This window comes from Christiangramia fulva (genome assembly GCF_003024155.1).
Classification (GTDB): Bacteria; Bacteroidota; Bacteroidia; order Flavobacteriales; family Flavobacteriaceae; genus Christiangramia; species Christiangramia fulva.
The window spans coordinates 1,508,671-1,522,559 of sequence record NZ_CP028136.1; the positions used below are offsets into that span (position 1 = coordinate 1,508,671).

The 13,889-nt window shown below is 40.7% G+C and carries 17 protein-coding genes; 9 read left to right on the forward strand and 8 right to left on the reverse strand.

Translation table 11 applies throughout. The features are described 5' to 3' along the window. Nucleotides 1-11: 11 nt before the first annotated feature. Nucleotides 12-1,313, forward strand: a complete 1,302-nt coding sequence (gene odhB, locus C7S20_RS06950) for a 2-oxoglutarate dehydrogenase complex dihydrolipoyllysine-residue succinyltransferase (protein WP_107011807.1) — start codon at nt 12-14, stop codon at nt 1,311-1,313. Nucleotides 1,314-1,550: 237 nt separating this feature from the next. Here the strand turns inward: odhB and C7S20_RS06955 are convergent, their stop codons facing one another. Then, nucleotides 1,551-1,985, reverse strand: coding sequence for a retropepsin-like aspartic protease (locus C7S20_RS06955; protein WP_107011808.1), 435 nt, complete (start codon nt 1,983-1,985; stop codon nt 1,551-1,553). A gap of 176 nt (nt 1,986-2,161) precedes the next feature. Between C7S20_RS06955 and C7S20_RS06960 the strand changes: the two genes are divergently transcribed. Genes C7S20_RS06960 through C7S20_RS06985 form a run of 6 tightly spaced genes read left to right on the forward strand, consistent with a single transcriptional unit; the run spans nt 2,162 to nt 6,158 of the window. Beyond that, nucleotides 2,162-3,040 (forward strand): cell division protein FtsX, encoded by an 879-nt coding sequence (locus C7S20_RS06960; RefSeq protein WP_107011809.1) that lies wholly within the window; start codon nt 2,162-2,164, stop codon nt 3,038-3,040. A gap of 35 nt (nt 3,041-3,075) precedes the next feature. Beyond that, nucleotides 3,076-3,336, forward strand: coding sequence for a DUF3098 domain-containing protein (locus C7S20_RS06965; RefSeq protein WP_107011810.1), 261 nt, complete (start codon nt 3,076-3,078; stop codon nt 3,334-3,336). Then, nucleotides 3,337-4,119: an undecaprenyl-diphosphate phosphatase gene (locus tag C7S20_RS06970; protein ID WP_107011811.1), complete on the forward strand. Its 783-nt coding sequence runs from the start codon at nt 3,337-3,339 to the stop codon at nt 4,117-4,119. A gap of 3 nt (nt 4,120-4,122) precedes the next feature. Beyond that, entirely contained in the window at nt 4,123-4,824 is a 702-nt protein-coding gene (gene truB, locus C7S20_RS06975) for a tRNA pseudouridine(55) synthase TruB (RefSeq protein ID WP_107011812.1), read from the forward strand. A gap of 22 nt (nt 4,825-4,846) precedes the next feature. Further along, a complete protein-coding gene (locus C7S20_RS06980; protein ID WP_107011813.1) occupies nt 4,847-5,557 on the forward strand; it encodes an energy transducer TonB in 711 nt (236 codons plus the stop codon). Between the two features lie 4 nt (nt 5,558-5,561). Further along, complete coding sequence (locus tag C7S20_RS06985) at nt 5,562-6,158, forward strand: DNA-3-methyladenine glycosylase I (protein ID WP_107011814.1); 597 nt, start codon at nt 5,562-5,564, stop codon at nt 6,156-6,158. Nucleotides 6,159-6,160: 2 nt separating this feature from the next. On the opposite strand, the gene aat is transcribed toward C7S20_RS06985, so the two are convergent. The 3 genes from aat to C7S20_RS07000 all read right to left on the reverse strand — a co-directional run bounded on the left by aat (nt 6,161) and on the right by C7S20_RS07000 (nt 8,121). Further along, nucleotides 6,161-6,799 carry a leucyl/phenylalanyl-tRNA--protein transferase gene (gene aat / locus C7S20_RS06990; protein WP_107011815.1) on the reverse strand — a complete coding sequence of 213 codons (639 nt, stop codon included), beginning with the start codon at nt 6,797-6,799 and terminating at the stop codon, nt 6,161-6,163. A gap of 67 nt (nt 6,800-6,866) precedes the next feature. Then, the gene (locus tag C7S20_RS06995; protein WP_107011816.1) at nt 6,867-7,241 is read right to left on the reverse strand and encodes a DUF3127 domain-containing protein; all 375 of its coding nucleotides are present in this window, start codon (nt 7,239-7,241) and stop codon (nt 6,867-6,869) included. A 7-nt stretch (nt 7,242-7,248) separates the two neighbouring features. Next, nucleotides 7,249-8,121 carry a flavin reductase family protein gene (locus C7S20_RS07000; RefSeq protein WP_107014127.1) on the reverse strand — a complete coding sequence of 291 codons (873 nt, stop codon included), beginning with the start codon at nt 8,119-8,121 and terminating at the stop codon, nt 7,249-7,251. A 116-nt stretch (nt 8,122-8,237) separates the two neighbouring features. Here C7S20_RS07000 and C7S20_RS07005 point away from each other — a divergent pair, with 116 nt between their 5' ends. Further along, nucleotides 8,238-9,395 carry a sensor histidine kinase gene (locus C7S20_RS07005; RefSeq protein WP_107011817.1) on the forward strand — a complete coding sequence of 386 codons (1,158 nt, stop codon included), beginning with the start codon at nt 8,238-8,240 and terminating at the stop codon, nt 9,393-9,395. On the opposite strand, the gene C7S20_RS07010 is transcribed toward C7S20_RS07005, so the two are convergent. The 3 genes from C7S20_RS07010 to greA form a co-directional block, all read right to left on the reverse strand. Next, on the reverse strand, nt 9,382-9,795 hold the full coding sequence (locus tag C7S20_RS07010) for an acyl-CoA thioesterase (RefSeq protein WP_107011818.1): 414 nt from the start codon (nt 9,793-9,795) through the stop codon (nt 9,382-9,384). The genes C7S20_RS07005 and C7S20_RS07010 overlap by 14 nt on opposite strands. Then, the gene (locus tag C7S20_RS07015) at nt 9,792-10,187 is read right to left on the reverse strand and encodes an HIT family protein (RefSeq protein ID WP_107011819.1); all 396 of its coding nucleotides are present in this window, start codon (nt 10,185-10,187) and stop codon (nt 9,792-9,794) included. The genes C7S20_RS07010 and C7S20_RS07015 overlap by 4 nt, the downstream gene beginning before the upstream one ends. A gap of 99 nt (nt 10,188-10,286) precedes the next feature. Continuing rightward, nucleotides 10,287-10,763: a transcription elongation factor GreA gene (gene greA / locus C7S20_RS07020; protein WP_107011820.1), complete on the reverse strand. Its 477-nt coding sequence runs from the start codon at nt 10,761-10,763 to the stop codon at nt 10,287-10,289. A gap of 258 nt (nt 10,764-11,021) precedes the next feature. Here greA and C7S20_RS07025 point away from each other — a divergent pair, with 258 nt between their 5' ends. Next, nucleotides 11,022-11,447: a Rieske (2Fe-2S) protein gene (locus C7S20_RS07025; protein ID WP_107014128.1), complete on the forward strand. Its 426-nt coding sequence runs from the start codon at nt 11,022-11,024 to the stop codon at nt 11,445-11,447. A gap of 57 nt (nt 11,448-11,504) precedes the next feature. On the opposite strand, the gene C7S20_RS07030 is transcribed toward C7S20_RS07025, so the two are convergent. Then, nucleotides 11,505-13,886, reverse strand: a complete 2,382-nt coding sequence (locus C7S20_RS07030) for a TonB-dependent receptor (RefSeq protein ID WP_107011821.1) — start codon at nt 13,884-13,886, stop codon at nt 11,505-11,507. Nucleotides 13,887-13,889 lie beyond the last annotated feature (3 nt).

Genomic DNA, 13,889 nt, shown 5'->3' on the forward strand with positions numbered 1-13,889 from the left:
AAAGAAGAATCATGGCCTTAGAAATGAAAGTTCCTTCACCCGGGGAGTCCATCACTGAAGTAGAAATCGCACAGTGGCTGGTAGAAGACGGGGATTACGTAGAAAAAGACCAGGCAATTGCCGAAATAGATAGCGATAAAGCCACGCTTGAACTTCCTGCAGAAGCCAGCGGTATTATCACCCTTAAAGCGGAAGAAGGAGATGTGGTGGAAGTCGGGCAGGTAGTATGCCATATTGATACCGAAGCCGAAAATCCTTCAGAAGGAGGAAAGGCTGAGGAGTCTAAAAAAGCCGATAAAAAAGAAACCGCCGAGGAAGAAGAAAAGGAACGCCAGGAATCTAAGGAAGATAAAAAAGATAGCGATAAAGCGCCTTCTAAAACCGAAAAGCCTTCCAAAGGGAGTACTCCTGATCAAAAACAGGACGAAAAAAATTATGCGACAGGGAGTCCTTCTCCTGCAGCCAGAAAAATACTTGATGAGAAGGGAATTTCAGCTAAAGATGTGAAAGGTTCGGGCAAAGATGGTCGTGTCACTAAAGAAGATGCGGTACAGGCCAAGGCTTCTATGGGCAGTCCGGGACCGGGAAAAAGAGGGGAGGAGCGTAAGAAAATGTCAATGTTCCGCCGCAAATTGTCGGAACGACTGGTAAGCGCCAAAAATGATACTGCGATGCTAACTACCTTCAATGAGGTGGATATGTCTCCTATTTTCGCGTTACGTAAAAAATATAAAGAAGAGTTTAAAGACAAACACGGGGTTAGCCTCGGTTTTATGTCTTTCTTCACGCTTGCGGTAATACGTGCGCTGGATGAATTTCCGGCTGTGAATTCCATGATCGATGGTGATTATGTGATCAGCCACGATTATAAAGATATCAGTATTGCGGTTTCAGGACCTAAAGGTCTTACCGTTCCCGTGATTAGAAATGCCGAGAACCTGAGTTTCCGCGGAGTGGAATCTGAGGTAAAAAGGCTGGCTTTAAGAGCCCGTGACGGTGAGATCACTGTTGATGAAATGACCGGGGGAACTTTTACCATTACCAACGGTGGGGTTTTTGGTTCTATGCTTTCTACGCCAATTATCAATCCGCCGCAAAGCGCTATTCTGGGAATGCATAATATTGTGGAAAGACCGGTTGCTGTTGATGGGCATGTTGAGATCAGACCTATTATGTATGTGGCGCTTTCTTACGATCACAGGATCATTGACGGAAAGGAATCTGTTGGTTTCCTTGTTGCCGTTAAAGAAGCCCTGGAAAATCCTGAAGAATTACTGATGGATAACGATGTTAAAAGAGCTCTGGAACTATAGTTTTCAGGCGATGAATAGAATAAAAAAGGTCCCGATTCAGGACCTTTTTTATTTTCTAACAAATTAAAACAAAACTAACAAACGGATAGCATTCAAAAACAGGACTCCTATAATAAGGATGCTTAGAAAAACAATTGAAAATATATGTAAGATCCTGTTTTTGATTATCGAATAAATTAATTGGTAAGCTCTTCAAATTTATTCTATTTTCAGATGTCAGAAAAGGGGAAATTTCCCCTACTTGAGATATAAAGCCTTGTTTTTATAGTCGATGATGGCTTTCCCTTTTTTGAGGATATCGGCACCAATGATGCCGTGAACCTTTTCGGCTTTGTGATCGGTAAGGGCCTGGTTAACATGCTTTAAATCGAAAAGAACCAGGTCTATCTTCTTTTTTTTCCAGCCCATGATCTCAATGCTGTTCTTTTGCGCGATTTGAGTAAGCATATCGGTAGCGCCGGCGCCGGCTGCTTTTACATCGCTGTCTTCGGCCAGTAGCTTGAAATGTTCCACAGCTTCAAGGCCCACGCAGGTACTGGAAGCGCCGGTATCCAGAATAAAATTCCCTTCAATATCATTGATTTTCGCAACGAGTTCAAGATGGCTTGTTTTGGTAAATTCAAGGTCGATACGGTGGTAGCCCTTCTCTTTTAGAAGCTTTTTTAAAGACATAGCTCTTTTTTTACAAATATAGCTTTTTCAGTTTTTCAAAAAAGGGAGGAAACTTTGAAATAGAAACCTGTCGGCGCAAAAAATTTTGGCTCTTATCAATAATTCTGAAACTTTAAGCGTTTTAAAGAAAGGGAAAGCTGAACTTTCTTATTTTTACAAAAAATCTGAAGTCTTTTATGACCACATCTTTTGAAAGGTATCAGAAACGCCGACTTATATCTTCTTATTTTTCCGTAGTGATAAGTATCTCCCTGGTGCTGTTTTTACTGGGAATGCTGGGACTTTTGGTACTAAATACCAAAAAAGTAGCCGATCATTTCAAGGAACAGATCGCTCTTACCGTATACTTAAAAGATAATGCGAAGGAAGTTGAGGTGGAGCAACTGAAGAAAAGCCTTGCCATGGCCGACTATACCAAATCTGCCAATTACGTGTCTAAAGAAGAGGCTGCTAAAGAACACAGCGAAGAGATCGGAGAGGATTTTATGGATTTCCTGGGGTATAATCCGCTCCAAAATTCGATAGATGTTTATATGAATGCCGATTTTGTTTCTTCGGAACAGGTTGAAAAAATTGCTTCTGATCTTACTGCCAAAAAATTCGTTGATGAGGTGGTGTATGATAAACCGCTTATCGCTTTGCTTAATGAGAATGTGAAGAAGATCAGTTTGTGGATTTTGATCGCCAGTTCATTATTTACCTTCATAGCGGTACTGTTGATCAACAGCTCTATCAGGCTTTCGGTTTATTCAAAAAGATTTACCATTAAAACCATGCAGATGGTTGGAGCCACCAAAGGTTTCATCAGGAGACCGTTTATCTGGCAGAGTATGAAATTGGGGATGATCGGTGCGGCGGTTGCTCTAATAGGAATGGCGGCAGTACTTTACTATCTAAATAATAGCTTTACCGAATTGAATTTACTGAGTGATGTAAAAATGCTCACGGTTCTTTTCGTGGGAGTTTTTGTCGCTGGCCTTATCATCGCCTGGTTAAGCACCTATTTTGCCACCTCTCGTTTTCTTAATTTGAAAACCGATGAATTATATTATTAAAAAGCTTAATTCTGTAAGCTGAAAAAAGTAAAAAAATGTCTGAAAATAAAGGAAAAGGAAGTTTTAATACCGGCTTCGTATTTGGAAAAAGGAATTATATGTTCATGTTCATTGGCTTGGCCGTTATAGCTATAGGTTTTATCCTGATGTCAGGCGGTGGCAGCGATAATCCCAATGAATTCAGTGATGCGATATACAGCTTTAGACGAATCAGGCTTGCTCCCGCTCTTGTTCTTATTGGTTTTGGAATTGAAGCCTATGCGATTCTATTGAATCCAAATAAGAAGGAGGAGTAGATGAATTATATTGAAGCGGTAGTTCTCGCTATAATCGAAGGTTTAACAGAATTTCTTCCGGTATCTTCCACAGGCCATTTGATCATAGGTTCTTCTTTTTTTGGTATCGCTCATGATCCTTTTACCAAACTTTTTACCATTGTAATCCAACTGGGAACCATACTTTCGGTAATTGTGCTTTACTGGAAGCGGTTTTTCCAGAGTATGGATTTTTATTACAAGCTTTTCGTGGCCTTTTTACCGGCCGTGGTTTTAGGCCTTTTACTGAATGATTTTATAGATGAGCTTTTGGAAAGTCCGCTGGTAGTAGCATCGACTTTAATTCTCGGCGGATTCATTCTTTTAAAAGTAGACGATTGGTTTAGTGGATCTTCAGAAAACGAAATTTCTTATTTAACCGCCTTAAAAATTGGTTTTTTTCAATGCCTTGCCATGGTGCCCGGGGTTTCTCGAAGTGGTGCCACCATCGTTGGAGGAATGACGCAGAAACTCTCTAGAACCACCGCAGCTGAATTTTCTTTTTTTCTCGCCGTTCCTACTATGCTGGGCGCAACACTAAAGAAAAGTTACGATTACTACGAGGCTGGATTTGTTTTAGATTCACAACAGGTGAATCTGTTAATAATAGGAAATGTGGTTGGCTTTTTAGTGGCAATGCTCGCCATCAAAACTTTTATCGATTACCTGAGTGAACACGGGTTTAAGATCTTTGGATACTATCGCATTGTGTTCGGACTTTTCATCTTCGCGTATCATTTTTTTATAAATCCGTTAAGTGTTTAACCGATGGAGCTGGAAGATTTTAAAAACGGGCAGATTCTACTTTTCGATAAGCCTCTTAACTGGACGTCATTTCAGCTTGTTAATAAAGTACGATGGCTTATTAAAAGAAGCTTCAGAATTAAAAAGATCAAAGTGGGCCATGCCGGAACACTTGATCCCCTGGCAACAGGTTTGCTTATTATCTGTACAGGAAAATTCACAAAAAAAATCCCTGAACTGCAAGGGCAGATAAAGGAATATACCGGCACGATTACCGTTGGTTCCACGACCCCGTCTTATGACCTCGAAACCGAAATTGATCAGCATTTTTCGGTGGAGCATATTTCAGAAGAACTTTTGCAGCAAACGGCAGCGAAATTCAAAGGAAAAATTGAACAAAAGCCCCCGGTTTTTTCGGCATTAAAGAAGGAAGGGAAAAGGCTTTATGAATACGCGAGGAAAGGAGAGGAAGTGGATATTCCGAAAAGAGAGGTTGAAATTTCAGAATTTGAAATAGAGACAAAAGATTTTCCTGAAGTCCATTTTCGCGTGGTATGCAGCAAGGGGACTTATATTCGTAGTCTCGCGCATGAATTTGGAGAAGCTCTGGAAAGCGGCGCCCATCTTTCGGAATTGCGACGGACTAAAATTGGTGATTTTTCAGTAGAAAATGGAATGGACATTGCTTCTTTTGAAAAATTATTACCTTCACGGCAATCACCTTAGGCCCTGAAGTAGTTTTGTTTATATGGATTTTTTCGACAGGCATAAAGCGCTTATAATAACATCCCTGCTGTTCGCGGTTTTGTTCCTTGCCCTCTACAATCTGAACCTTTCTAATAAAAACAGGAAAACTTCAGAAATGCTGGTCAGCCTGGATCAGTTAAAAATGGAAGAGAAGGAAGAAGAGGCTCCCAAAGAGGAGGTCAAACCATCGCAGCAAAGTAAAATCCAGACAAACCAGGCTTTTAACGAAAATAAAGAAGATCGGGAGGCCGATTTTCAGAAAAGGCTGGATGAGATTTTTCAAAAAAATACAGCCGAACAGAAAGAACTTGAAAATGAAAAGTCGGGGACTTCTGAAGGCGACTTTTCTATCAGGAAAAAAAATGCGGAGAAAAAACAAAATGCTTCCGAAGGTGATAAATCTGGCGAACAAAAAGGCCAGCAATCGGCCGCGTATGATTACAGTTCCATTTCATTTTCATTGAAGGGAAGGAATGCCATTAAAATTCCCAATCCTGTTTATACCTGTGATACGGCCGGAAAAATTGTGGTAAATATCAGCGTTGATGAGAACGGGTATGTTACCGATCTTTCTATCAATAAAAACGGTTCTACATCAAGTAATGAATGCCTGATCGAGCGTGCCCTTGAATATGCTGCCGGCGCGAGATTTACAAAACTCGCCGGGCAGCATGCGCAACCCGGAACGATCACTTATTATTTTAGATCATAAAAAGATGGGAGAAATTAAAAGATGCGGCTGGTGTGTGGGAGACCCGCTCTATGAAGCTTACCACGATGAAGAATGGGGAGTTCCTGTTCTGGAAGATGATAAACTTTTTGAATTTTTGACTCTTGAAACTTTTCAGGCCGGTCTTAGCTGGATCACTATTCTGAGAAAACGTGAAAATTTTAGAACCGCTTTTGATCATTTTGACTACCGGAAAATTGCGCAATATGATGAAACTAAAATTTCAACTTTAATGGAAGATAAAGGAATTATCCGCAACGGGATGAAAATACGCGCAACGGTTACCAATGCAGCAAGATTTATGGAGGTACAGGAAGAATACGGTTCCTTTAGTAGATACATCTGGGGTTTTGTTGATCATTCTCCTGTTCAAAATGAGCTGCATAACTATAAAGAGGCCCCCGCCACCACAGATTTGAGCGAGAAATTAAGCAAAGATCTTAAGAAAAGAGGCTTTAAATTCGTGGGCTCTACCGTCATCTATGCCCACATGCAGGCTACGGGAATGGTGAACGATCACGAGGTAGATTGCTTTAGACATCAGAAAATTAAAGAATTGGGGAAGAAAATGAATGAGGCTTAGAATTATTGAAGATATTTTAAAAATTCTGAACGGGGAATTTCTTCGGCTCCCAAACTTTCAAGGTGTGATGTATAGATTTGGCAATCAATAAGTTTTAAGCCTTCCTTCTTCAGTTTTTGAACAAGTTTTATAAATCCAAATTTTGAGGCATTGCTTTTTTTTGAAAACATACTTTCCCCGCAAAAAACTCCTTTGTTTTTCAGATAAACGCCATAAACGCCGCCTACCAGCTTCTCACCATCCCATACTTCTACCGATTTTACAAGGCCTTCCAGGAATAATTTGCTGTAAGCCTGTTTTATTTCAGGAGTGATCCAGGTGCCATGCTGGCCTTTACGGTCTATTTTTCCACATTCTGAAATTACCCTTTCAAACTCCTGATCAAAAGTTACCCGAAATTTATTTTGATTCAAATAAGGGCGCATGCTTTTTGAAATTTTCAACTTCTCCGGGAAAAGTACCATTCTTGGATCTGGAGACCACCAAAGTACCGGCTGCCCCTGGTTATACCACGGAAAGATTCCCGAATAATAGGCCTCTTTTAATCTTTTTACCGTTAAGTTACTGCTCACAGCCAGAAGACCATCTTCACCTGCCAGCTCAACGGGGGGAAAGTCATCCTGTGGTCTTAAGAAATACAAACTTCTTTCTTTGTTAAAAAAGTCCGGCTTTTTATTAAACCGGACTTTCCATTATTTAAAATTTTTTCTAAAAAGGAAGATCGTCATAATCTTCTTCATTTAAATCATTGGCAGGTTCGAAATTATCAGGTGGCGGTACGTTTTGTCCGCTACCGGGTTGCTGTGCCTGAAGATTTTCAATTCTCCAGCCCTGGATCGAGTTGAAATATTTTGTTTCTCCCTGCGGGCTTACCCATTCACGTCCTCTCAGATTAATTCCGATTTTTACCGGCTGACCAACTTTATAGCTGTCAAGCAGCGCACATTTATCCTGAACGAATTCAATAAGCAGGTGCTGTGGATACTGTTCTTCAGTAGTTATTACAAGCTCCCGTTTTTGAAATCCTCTGCTGCCGAATTCCTTTGTATCGCCAATTAGTTTAATTTTTCCTTGTACTTCCATCTTCTATTTATTTTGCTAATAATAATTTCCAGGCCTTTGCAGGTTCATCTTTTTCAAGATACTGCTGCGCCTTCTTATGAATTTTTTCAATATCTCCCTCTTCAATTAGGGCTTTGTCTTCCCGGTTCTCATTTAGAAATTCTTCAATTTCTTCCTTTATGGGAAGTGCTTCCACATTTCCAAGTTTCCCCAGGTCATTACCTGTTAAGGTTTTGCTTTTTCTGATATTTCCAGGGATCTGATCAACACCAATTCCTAAGGTACTTAGAGGCTTTGGAACCTCGAACATCCCCATATTCGCTCGGGTGTACCAGTTGCCGCCCATTCTGGCTACCTGATCTATTTTATGCTGATCAATATAACCGTTTTCGTCGAGAATTTCTTCCTTAATATGCATTTTCAGAACATGACAAATAATAAGATTTCCTGCGCCACCTTGCTCGCCCGTTTCCACTATTTCATGCACCTTACATTCAAACTGCACAGGAGATTCGGCTACACGAAAGGGTTTCACAATATCCGATTTGAGCATGGTAAGGCCGGCTTTTTCAAATTCATTCACGCCCTGATCGTACTCGGTGCTCGACAATGACATTTGTTGCACCATATCAAAATTTACAATATTGATCACTACTTCATCTGTTCTCTTGAGGTTTTCATAGGTGTGTTTGGTGGTATTATCCCTTCCTCTTCGCGCGGGAGAAAAGATCAGCACCGGTGGATTAGATCCAAAAACATTGAAAAAACTAAAGGGTGAAAGGTTTGGCCTTCCGTTTTCATCGAGGGTACTTGCAAAAGCTATGGGGCGCGGCCCTACGGCACCTAACAGGTATTGATGCAGTTTGCCAACACTTACATCTTTAGGTTCTATACTGAACATAGGAATCAATTTGCGCAAAGATAACGAAATGAGCAAGGAATGAAAAGCGGCATCCTTCACAATAAAAATCATATAAAAACGCTTATCTTTAATTGAAGAAACGCAGCTATAAATTCATGAATCTACCCGACGAACGCAGCTTTAACCGCTGGTTTATCATAATTTCCTGCCTCGTTGTAATAGTGCTTGTATTGTGGAATACGAGTATCTTTTTTCAAAGTCTGAAGGAGGACGAACGGGCGAAAATGAATATTTGGGCGCGAGCTCAGGAAGAATTGAGCCAGGCTCCCGAAGATGCCGATCTGGACCTTGTTCTTGAAATCCTCAATAATAATACTACTATTCCCATCATTCATACCAATGAACATGGGGAGATCGCTTATACTACAAATATAGCACCGGCAATTCTTGATGATCCCGAAAGGCTTAAGGAATATCTGGAAGACCTGAAAGATGAAAATGAACCTATAACAGTTGATCTTGGCGACGGACAGGTGCAGTATCTATATTACGGGAATTCCCCTGCCCTGAACAAGCTGAAATATTATCCTATTGGGCTGACTTTAATAGGATTTCTTTTCGTAGGAGTAGTGTACTTTTTTTATACCACTACAAAAAATAGTGAACAGAATAAACTTTGGGCCGGAATGGCCAAAGAAACGGCACATCAAATTGGAACGCCTCTTAGCTCTTTGATAGGCTGGACTGAAATTTTAAAGGCTGAAGAAGTAAACCCGGCTTACGTCACCGAAATGGAAAAAGATATCGACCGGCTGAAGACCATAACCGAGCGGTTTTCGAAAATTGGTTCTTCTCCAAACCTGCATAAAACAGATATTGTTAGGGCCACGCGGGAGACTTTTGACTATCTGCAAAGCCGCAGCTCAAATCTTATTAATTTTAGTCTGCATGCGCCAAGGCAGCCAATTTATGTGATGTTAAACGAACAGCTTTACAGCTGGACCATCGAGAACCTTGTAAAGAATGCCATTGATGCCATGAGGGGGAAAGGAGAACTTCATATAGATATCAAACAGGATCTTAAGCAGGCTCATATCTATATTAGCGATACGGGAAAAGGAATTGAAAAGAACAGGTTCCGCTCAATTTTTGAACCCGGGCAAACCACTAAAAAAAGAGGATGGGGTTTGGGTCTTTCACTGGCAAAACGTATCGTTGAAGAATACCACAAAGGAAAAATAAAAGTGGCGAAAAGTGAGATCAATAAAGGGACAACCTTCCAGGTAAGCCTTAAAAAGGTCAATACTTTTTAATGATTTTCTTAAGCCAGTCGGGAACCGGGAAAGTTTCCTCTTTTGTAAAATCATAACATACCACGACGTCTTTTCCAACAGCACAAATTTCTCCAGTCTGATTTAAAACCACATGCTCGAGCCCAAAACTGGTGTTTCCGATAAAGTCCAGCCTGGTTTTAATGATGGCTTTTCCCGGATAGTACAATGATTTTTTAAAATCGCAGTGCGTGGAAACCAGCATGGTGCCTTTTTTTGAATCTTTATAATGCTCGTAAATACCTGAAGCTTCCCAGAAATTCACCCTTCCGCTTTGGAGATACCGCATATAGGACACATTATTGACATGCTGATACATGTCAAGATCACTCCAGTCTATGCGAATTTCCAGGCTTAATTTAAAATCAGAAAGATCTTTCACAGGTCCATTTTCGATTGAATATCACTGGCCAGTTGTTCAAATTCTTCTTTTTCCATCTTTACCTTATGAGAGAAATCCATGTCTTTCATTGAATTGAGAGGAATTAAATGAACATGTACGTGGGGTACTTCCAGGCCCACTACGGCCATTCCCACCCTTTTACAGGGAACAGTTTTTTCCAGTGCGGTAGCCACGCATCTTACAAAACGCATCAGGGCGCGGTACCGTTCTTCTTCAAGATCCCATATTTTGTCGATTTCCTTTTTCGGAATGCAAAGAACATGGCCTTTAGCATTGGGATTAACATCAAGAAAAGCCAAAAACTGGCTGTCTTCTGCAACTTTATAAGACGGAATTTCGCCACGGACGATTTTTGTAAAAATTGTTGACATACACTTAGGTTGGTTTCCTTTAAAATTAAAAAATCCTTTTCTTAATTCCGAAGATTAGAAGAAAGAAAAGGATTTTATTTTAACTTATTTGAAAGGGAATTATTCCCTCCAAATATCAATTACTTCAAATTTGACCGTGCCATTAGGCACTTCAATTTCAGCAATGTCACCTACTTCTTTGCCCAGCAAGCCTTTTCCGATAGGTGAATCTACAGATATTTTACCCGATTTAAGATCGGCTTCGCTTTGGGCTACCAGTTTATATTTCATCTCGGCACCATTGGTGGTATTCTTTATCTTCACATGAGAATGCACCAGCACCTTCGAGGTATCCAGTTGCGATTCGTCAATAAGCCTCGCATTGGATACAAGTTCTTCCATTTTTGATATTTTCATTTCCAGCAGGCCCTGAGCTTCCTTTGCGGCATCATATTCAGCGTTTTCACTCAAATCGCCTTTGTCCCTTGCTTCTGCTATAGCCTGAGAAGCGCGTGGCCTCTCTACATCTTTAAGATGATTCAGCTCATCTTTAAGTTTTTTTAACCCTTCCGGGGTGTAATAAGATACTTTACTCATAATATTCTCGTTTTAGGAATTGCCGGCCTTAGGGATATTTCCCTGAAAGCCGAAAAAATACCTTTCTAATGACTTGTATAATGTCGAATCCCTAAGTGTGTGAGGGATTGCCCGGTTCTATTTTAAGTTTAGGTGCCGGGAATGAACTATTGCATCATTAATAGAAAAAATCCCATTTTCACCGGGATTTCTTCTAACAAATGTAAGAAATTTAATGATTCGGAACAATTATATTATTTTGGACCTAATAATCTTTTTATGAAGAAAACAACGATTTTATTACTATTTATAATTCTTATTTCTGGCTGTTCCGGAGAAGATAATTTCCGCGGAAATCCAAACCTTCCCAACCTGAATTTCAGGCTCCAGCTGGATCTTAGTCTGCCGGAGTATAACAATCTTCAGTTTCCCGGAAATCATTTTGTAACCTATAATTATGGAGTAAAAGGTATTGTGGTCTATAACCTGAATGGGAACCAATTGGTCGCTTTTGAATTGAGCGATCCCAATCATCCGCCCAGTGATTGTTCGGCTATGACCGTAGAAGGCGTGATAGCCAGTTGCGGTTGTGATACCAACAAGTACAATATTATTACCGGTGAATTAAGTGAAGGCGAGGGGAAATATACCATGAAGCCCTACCGCGTGCAGAGATCAGGGAATATTGTAGAAGTCTGGAATTGAAAAAAGGCTGTCTTTAAAATCTCTTAAAGACAGCCTTTAAACTATAAAACTAACATTCTAGAATTTCAGGGTAAGGCCCGCCAGGAAATTCGTGGTCGCCTGTGGATAATATCCCGCACCATCAAAAGTTTGTACCCCCGAGGGGAAATTTGCATTAGGCACATTATAAGTGTAATAATAACCGTTGGAAACATATTTCACACCAAAAATGTTATTCACCAATCCCGTCAAAACCACCTTTTTAAAGATCCACGGATTCTTCAGCGTATACTGGACATTGAAATCGTTTATAAAATAGCTGTCCAGTTTAGAATTTTCGGCTTCTATGTTACTCATATATTGCTCCCCTACATATTTTGAAAGCAGCTTCAATTCCAGACCATTAACCGGCTGATAATTAAGGATGTTTCCTGCCACAATTTCCGGGGAAAAAGAAATTTCAGTGTTGCCGTAATTCACCAGTTCTCCATTAAAAGTGGAGACAAAATCCACATTTTTATTTCGACTTAAAGATATATTCGGCTGAATGCTGAATTTATCCGAAATGCCGATCGTCGCATCTATTTCCAGCCCCAAGCGGTAACTGTTACCACTGTTTTCCCTGATAAAAGCACCTTCGTCATCAATGCCGCCGGTTAATACCAGCTGGTTCTGGTAGTCCATATAATAAAGATTGGTGTTAACCTGGATATCAGATTTACTTAATCTCCAGCCTAATTCAAAATCGTTAAGTTCTTCAGGCTCTGGATCCCCATTTTCATAATCTGAGCGGTTAGGTTCACGATGGGCACGGGCATAAGAAAGATAAAGCTGATTATCTTCGTTCAGCTCATAAGTAAGCCCCGCCTTTGGATTGAAAAAATTAAAATTATCATCATTGATAAATGGAACTCCCTCATCAAGGATCCCATCTGTTTGATAATGCACCGTTCTAAGCTGCAAATCTACATAACCGGCCAGCTTTTGGGTGATGGCAAAATTGGTTTTTCCGTAAATATTGAAATCTGTTTTATCTGCAGTTCCTTCGTAATACGGCTCGTAAGGGTCGTTGTTTCGGGCAAATCTCGTATAGATCACGTTACCAAAGTGATTCCCTTCATAATTATTCCAACCGCCGCCAAAAGTCATATCCCAATTGTCAGATTTATAGTTTAGGCTAAAAACGCTTCCGTAAAAGTCATTGTCCAGCCATTTGGTGCCCACAAGGTCTGAAGTGGTAACTTCTTCACCGTTAGCTATAAAAGAAGGGAGCCCGTAGTCGTTCAAACTGGCATCTTCATGAAATTCTTCATAGTAACCGCGGCCGTAGGTGTAATGAAATGCGATATTGGAGGACCAGTGTTTTCCAAAATCCTGATTCCACAAAAGCTGGTAATTATCCTGTTTGTAATTATCGGTTTGATTATCGTAGAAATGTATATTCCCGTTCTCATCGGTGTACATTCCGGCAGGATTGAAAGTACGGTCATTTTTCAAAGTTTCTGCATCAATGCCGTACCATGCCTGGTACGTTTTCTCGGTACCGCCAAATGCAATGGCCTTCACTAGGGAATTAGAATCTACATAAGTAGCCTGAAGAAAATACGCTTTCATATGGCTGTCAGCGCGGTCAATATAACCATCACTTCTTATTTTGGAGGCTCTTCCGGCTATTTCCCAGTGATCGTTAAGAAGTCCGGTACTGAATTTCAATGTGTGTTTGAAGGTGTTGTAAGATCCGATGCTGTTGGCAATTTCGGCCTGTGCTTCTTCTTTATAGGAATCGGTAAGAATATTCAAACTTGCACCAAAAGCACCAGCACCATTGGTAGAAGTTCCCACTCCACGCTGCAGCTGAAGGTTTTGAACAGAAGAGGCAAAATCGGGTAGATCTACCCAAAAAGCACCCTGACTTTCCGCGTCATTATAGGGAATGCCATTGATGGTCACATTCACCCGGGTAGCATCACTTCCCCGAACCCGTATACTGGTGTAACCAACGCCCGCTCCGGCATCGGTAGTGGTAACGACATTGGGCATATAATTCATCAAAACGGGGATGTCCTGACCAAGATTTCGGTCTTCGATCTCCTCATTGGTCATGTTGCTGTAGGTAATGGGCGATTCGGCATTTACTCTAACCGAAGAAAGAAAAACCTCTTCCAGGCTTTCTTCGGCACCCGAAAGATCAACATTTACAACCATGTCTTCATTTAAACTGATCTTCCTGATCTTCTTATTTCCGTAGGAAAAAATCAGGGTGTAAGTTCCCTTTTCCAGTGTTAGGCTGTAGAAACCATCGGCATTGGTGAGCGTTCCTGCGCCGGTACTTTTTAGGTAAACCGAGACTTCTTCTACCGGTACTCCATCTTCTGTCACTTTTCCGGAGATGGTGAATTCCTGAGCATAAGCCTGTATGGACAGAAACAGCAGGCCTGCAAAAAATAATACATTTTTCATTCG

Bases quoted from the DNA above. Each gene is read 5' to 3' on its own strand.
- odhB (WP_107011807.1), top strand. From the start codon at position 12: ATGGCCTTAGAAATGAAAGTTCCTTCACCCGGGGAGTCCATCACTGAA.
- C7S20_RS06955 (WP_107011808.1), bottom strand. From the start codon at position 1,985: ATGTCTTTAAAAAAGCTTCTAAAAGAGAAGGGCTACCACCGTATCGAC.
- C7S20_RS06960 (WP_107011809.1), top strand. From the start codon at position 2,162: ATGACCACATCTTTTGAAAGGTATCAGAAACGCCGACTTATATCTTCT.
- C7S20_RS06965 (WP_107011810.1), top strand. From the start codon at position 3,076: ATGTCTGAAAATAAAGGAAAAGGAAGTTTTAATACCGGCTTCGTATTT.
- C7S20_RS06970 (WP_107011811.1), top strand. From the start codon at position 3,337: ATGAATTATATTGAAGCGGTAGTTCTCGCTATAATCGAAGGTTTAACA.
- truB (WP_107011812.1), top strand. From the start codon at position 4,123: ATGGAGCTGGAAGATTTTAAAAACGGGCAGATTCTACTTTTCGATAAG.
- C7S20_RS06980 (WP_107011813.1), top strand. From the start codon at position 4,847: ATGGATTTTTTCGACAGGCATAAAGCGCTTATAATAACATCCCTGCTG.
- C7S20_RS06985 (WP_107011814.1), top strand. From the start codon at position 5,562: ATGGGAGAAATTAAAAGATGCGGCTGGTGTGTGGGAGACCCGCTCTAT.
- C7S20_RS06995 (WP_107011816.1), bottom strand. From the start codon at position 7,241: ATGGAAGTACAAGGAAAAATTAAACTAATTGGCGATACAAAGGAATTC.
- C7S20_RS07000 (WP_107014127.1), bottom strand. From the start codon at position 8,121: ATGTTCAGTATAGAACCTAAAGATGTAAGTGTTGGCAAACTGCATCAA.
- C7S20_RS07005 (WP_107011817.1), top strand. From the start codon at position 8,238: ATGAATCTACCCGACGAACGCAGCTTTAACCGCTGGTTTATCATAATT.
- C7S20_RS07015 (WP_107011819.1), bottom strand. From the start codon at position 10,187: ATGTCAACAATTTTTACAAAAATCGTCCGTGGCGAAATTCCGTCTTAT.
- greA (WP_107011820.1), bottom strand. From the start codon at position 10,763: ATGAGTAAAGTATCTTATTACACCCCGGAAGGGTTAAAAAAACTTAAA.
- C7S20_RS07025 (WP_107014128.1), top strand. From the start codon at position 11,022: ATGAAGAAAACAACGATTTTATTACTATTTATAATTCTTATTTCTGGC.
- C7S20_RS07030 (WP_107011821.1), bottom strand. From the start codon at position 13,886: ATGAAAAATGTATTATTTTTTGCAGGCCTGCTGTTTCTGTCCATACAG.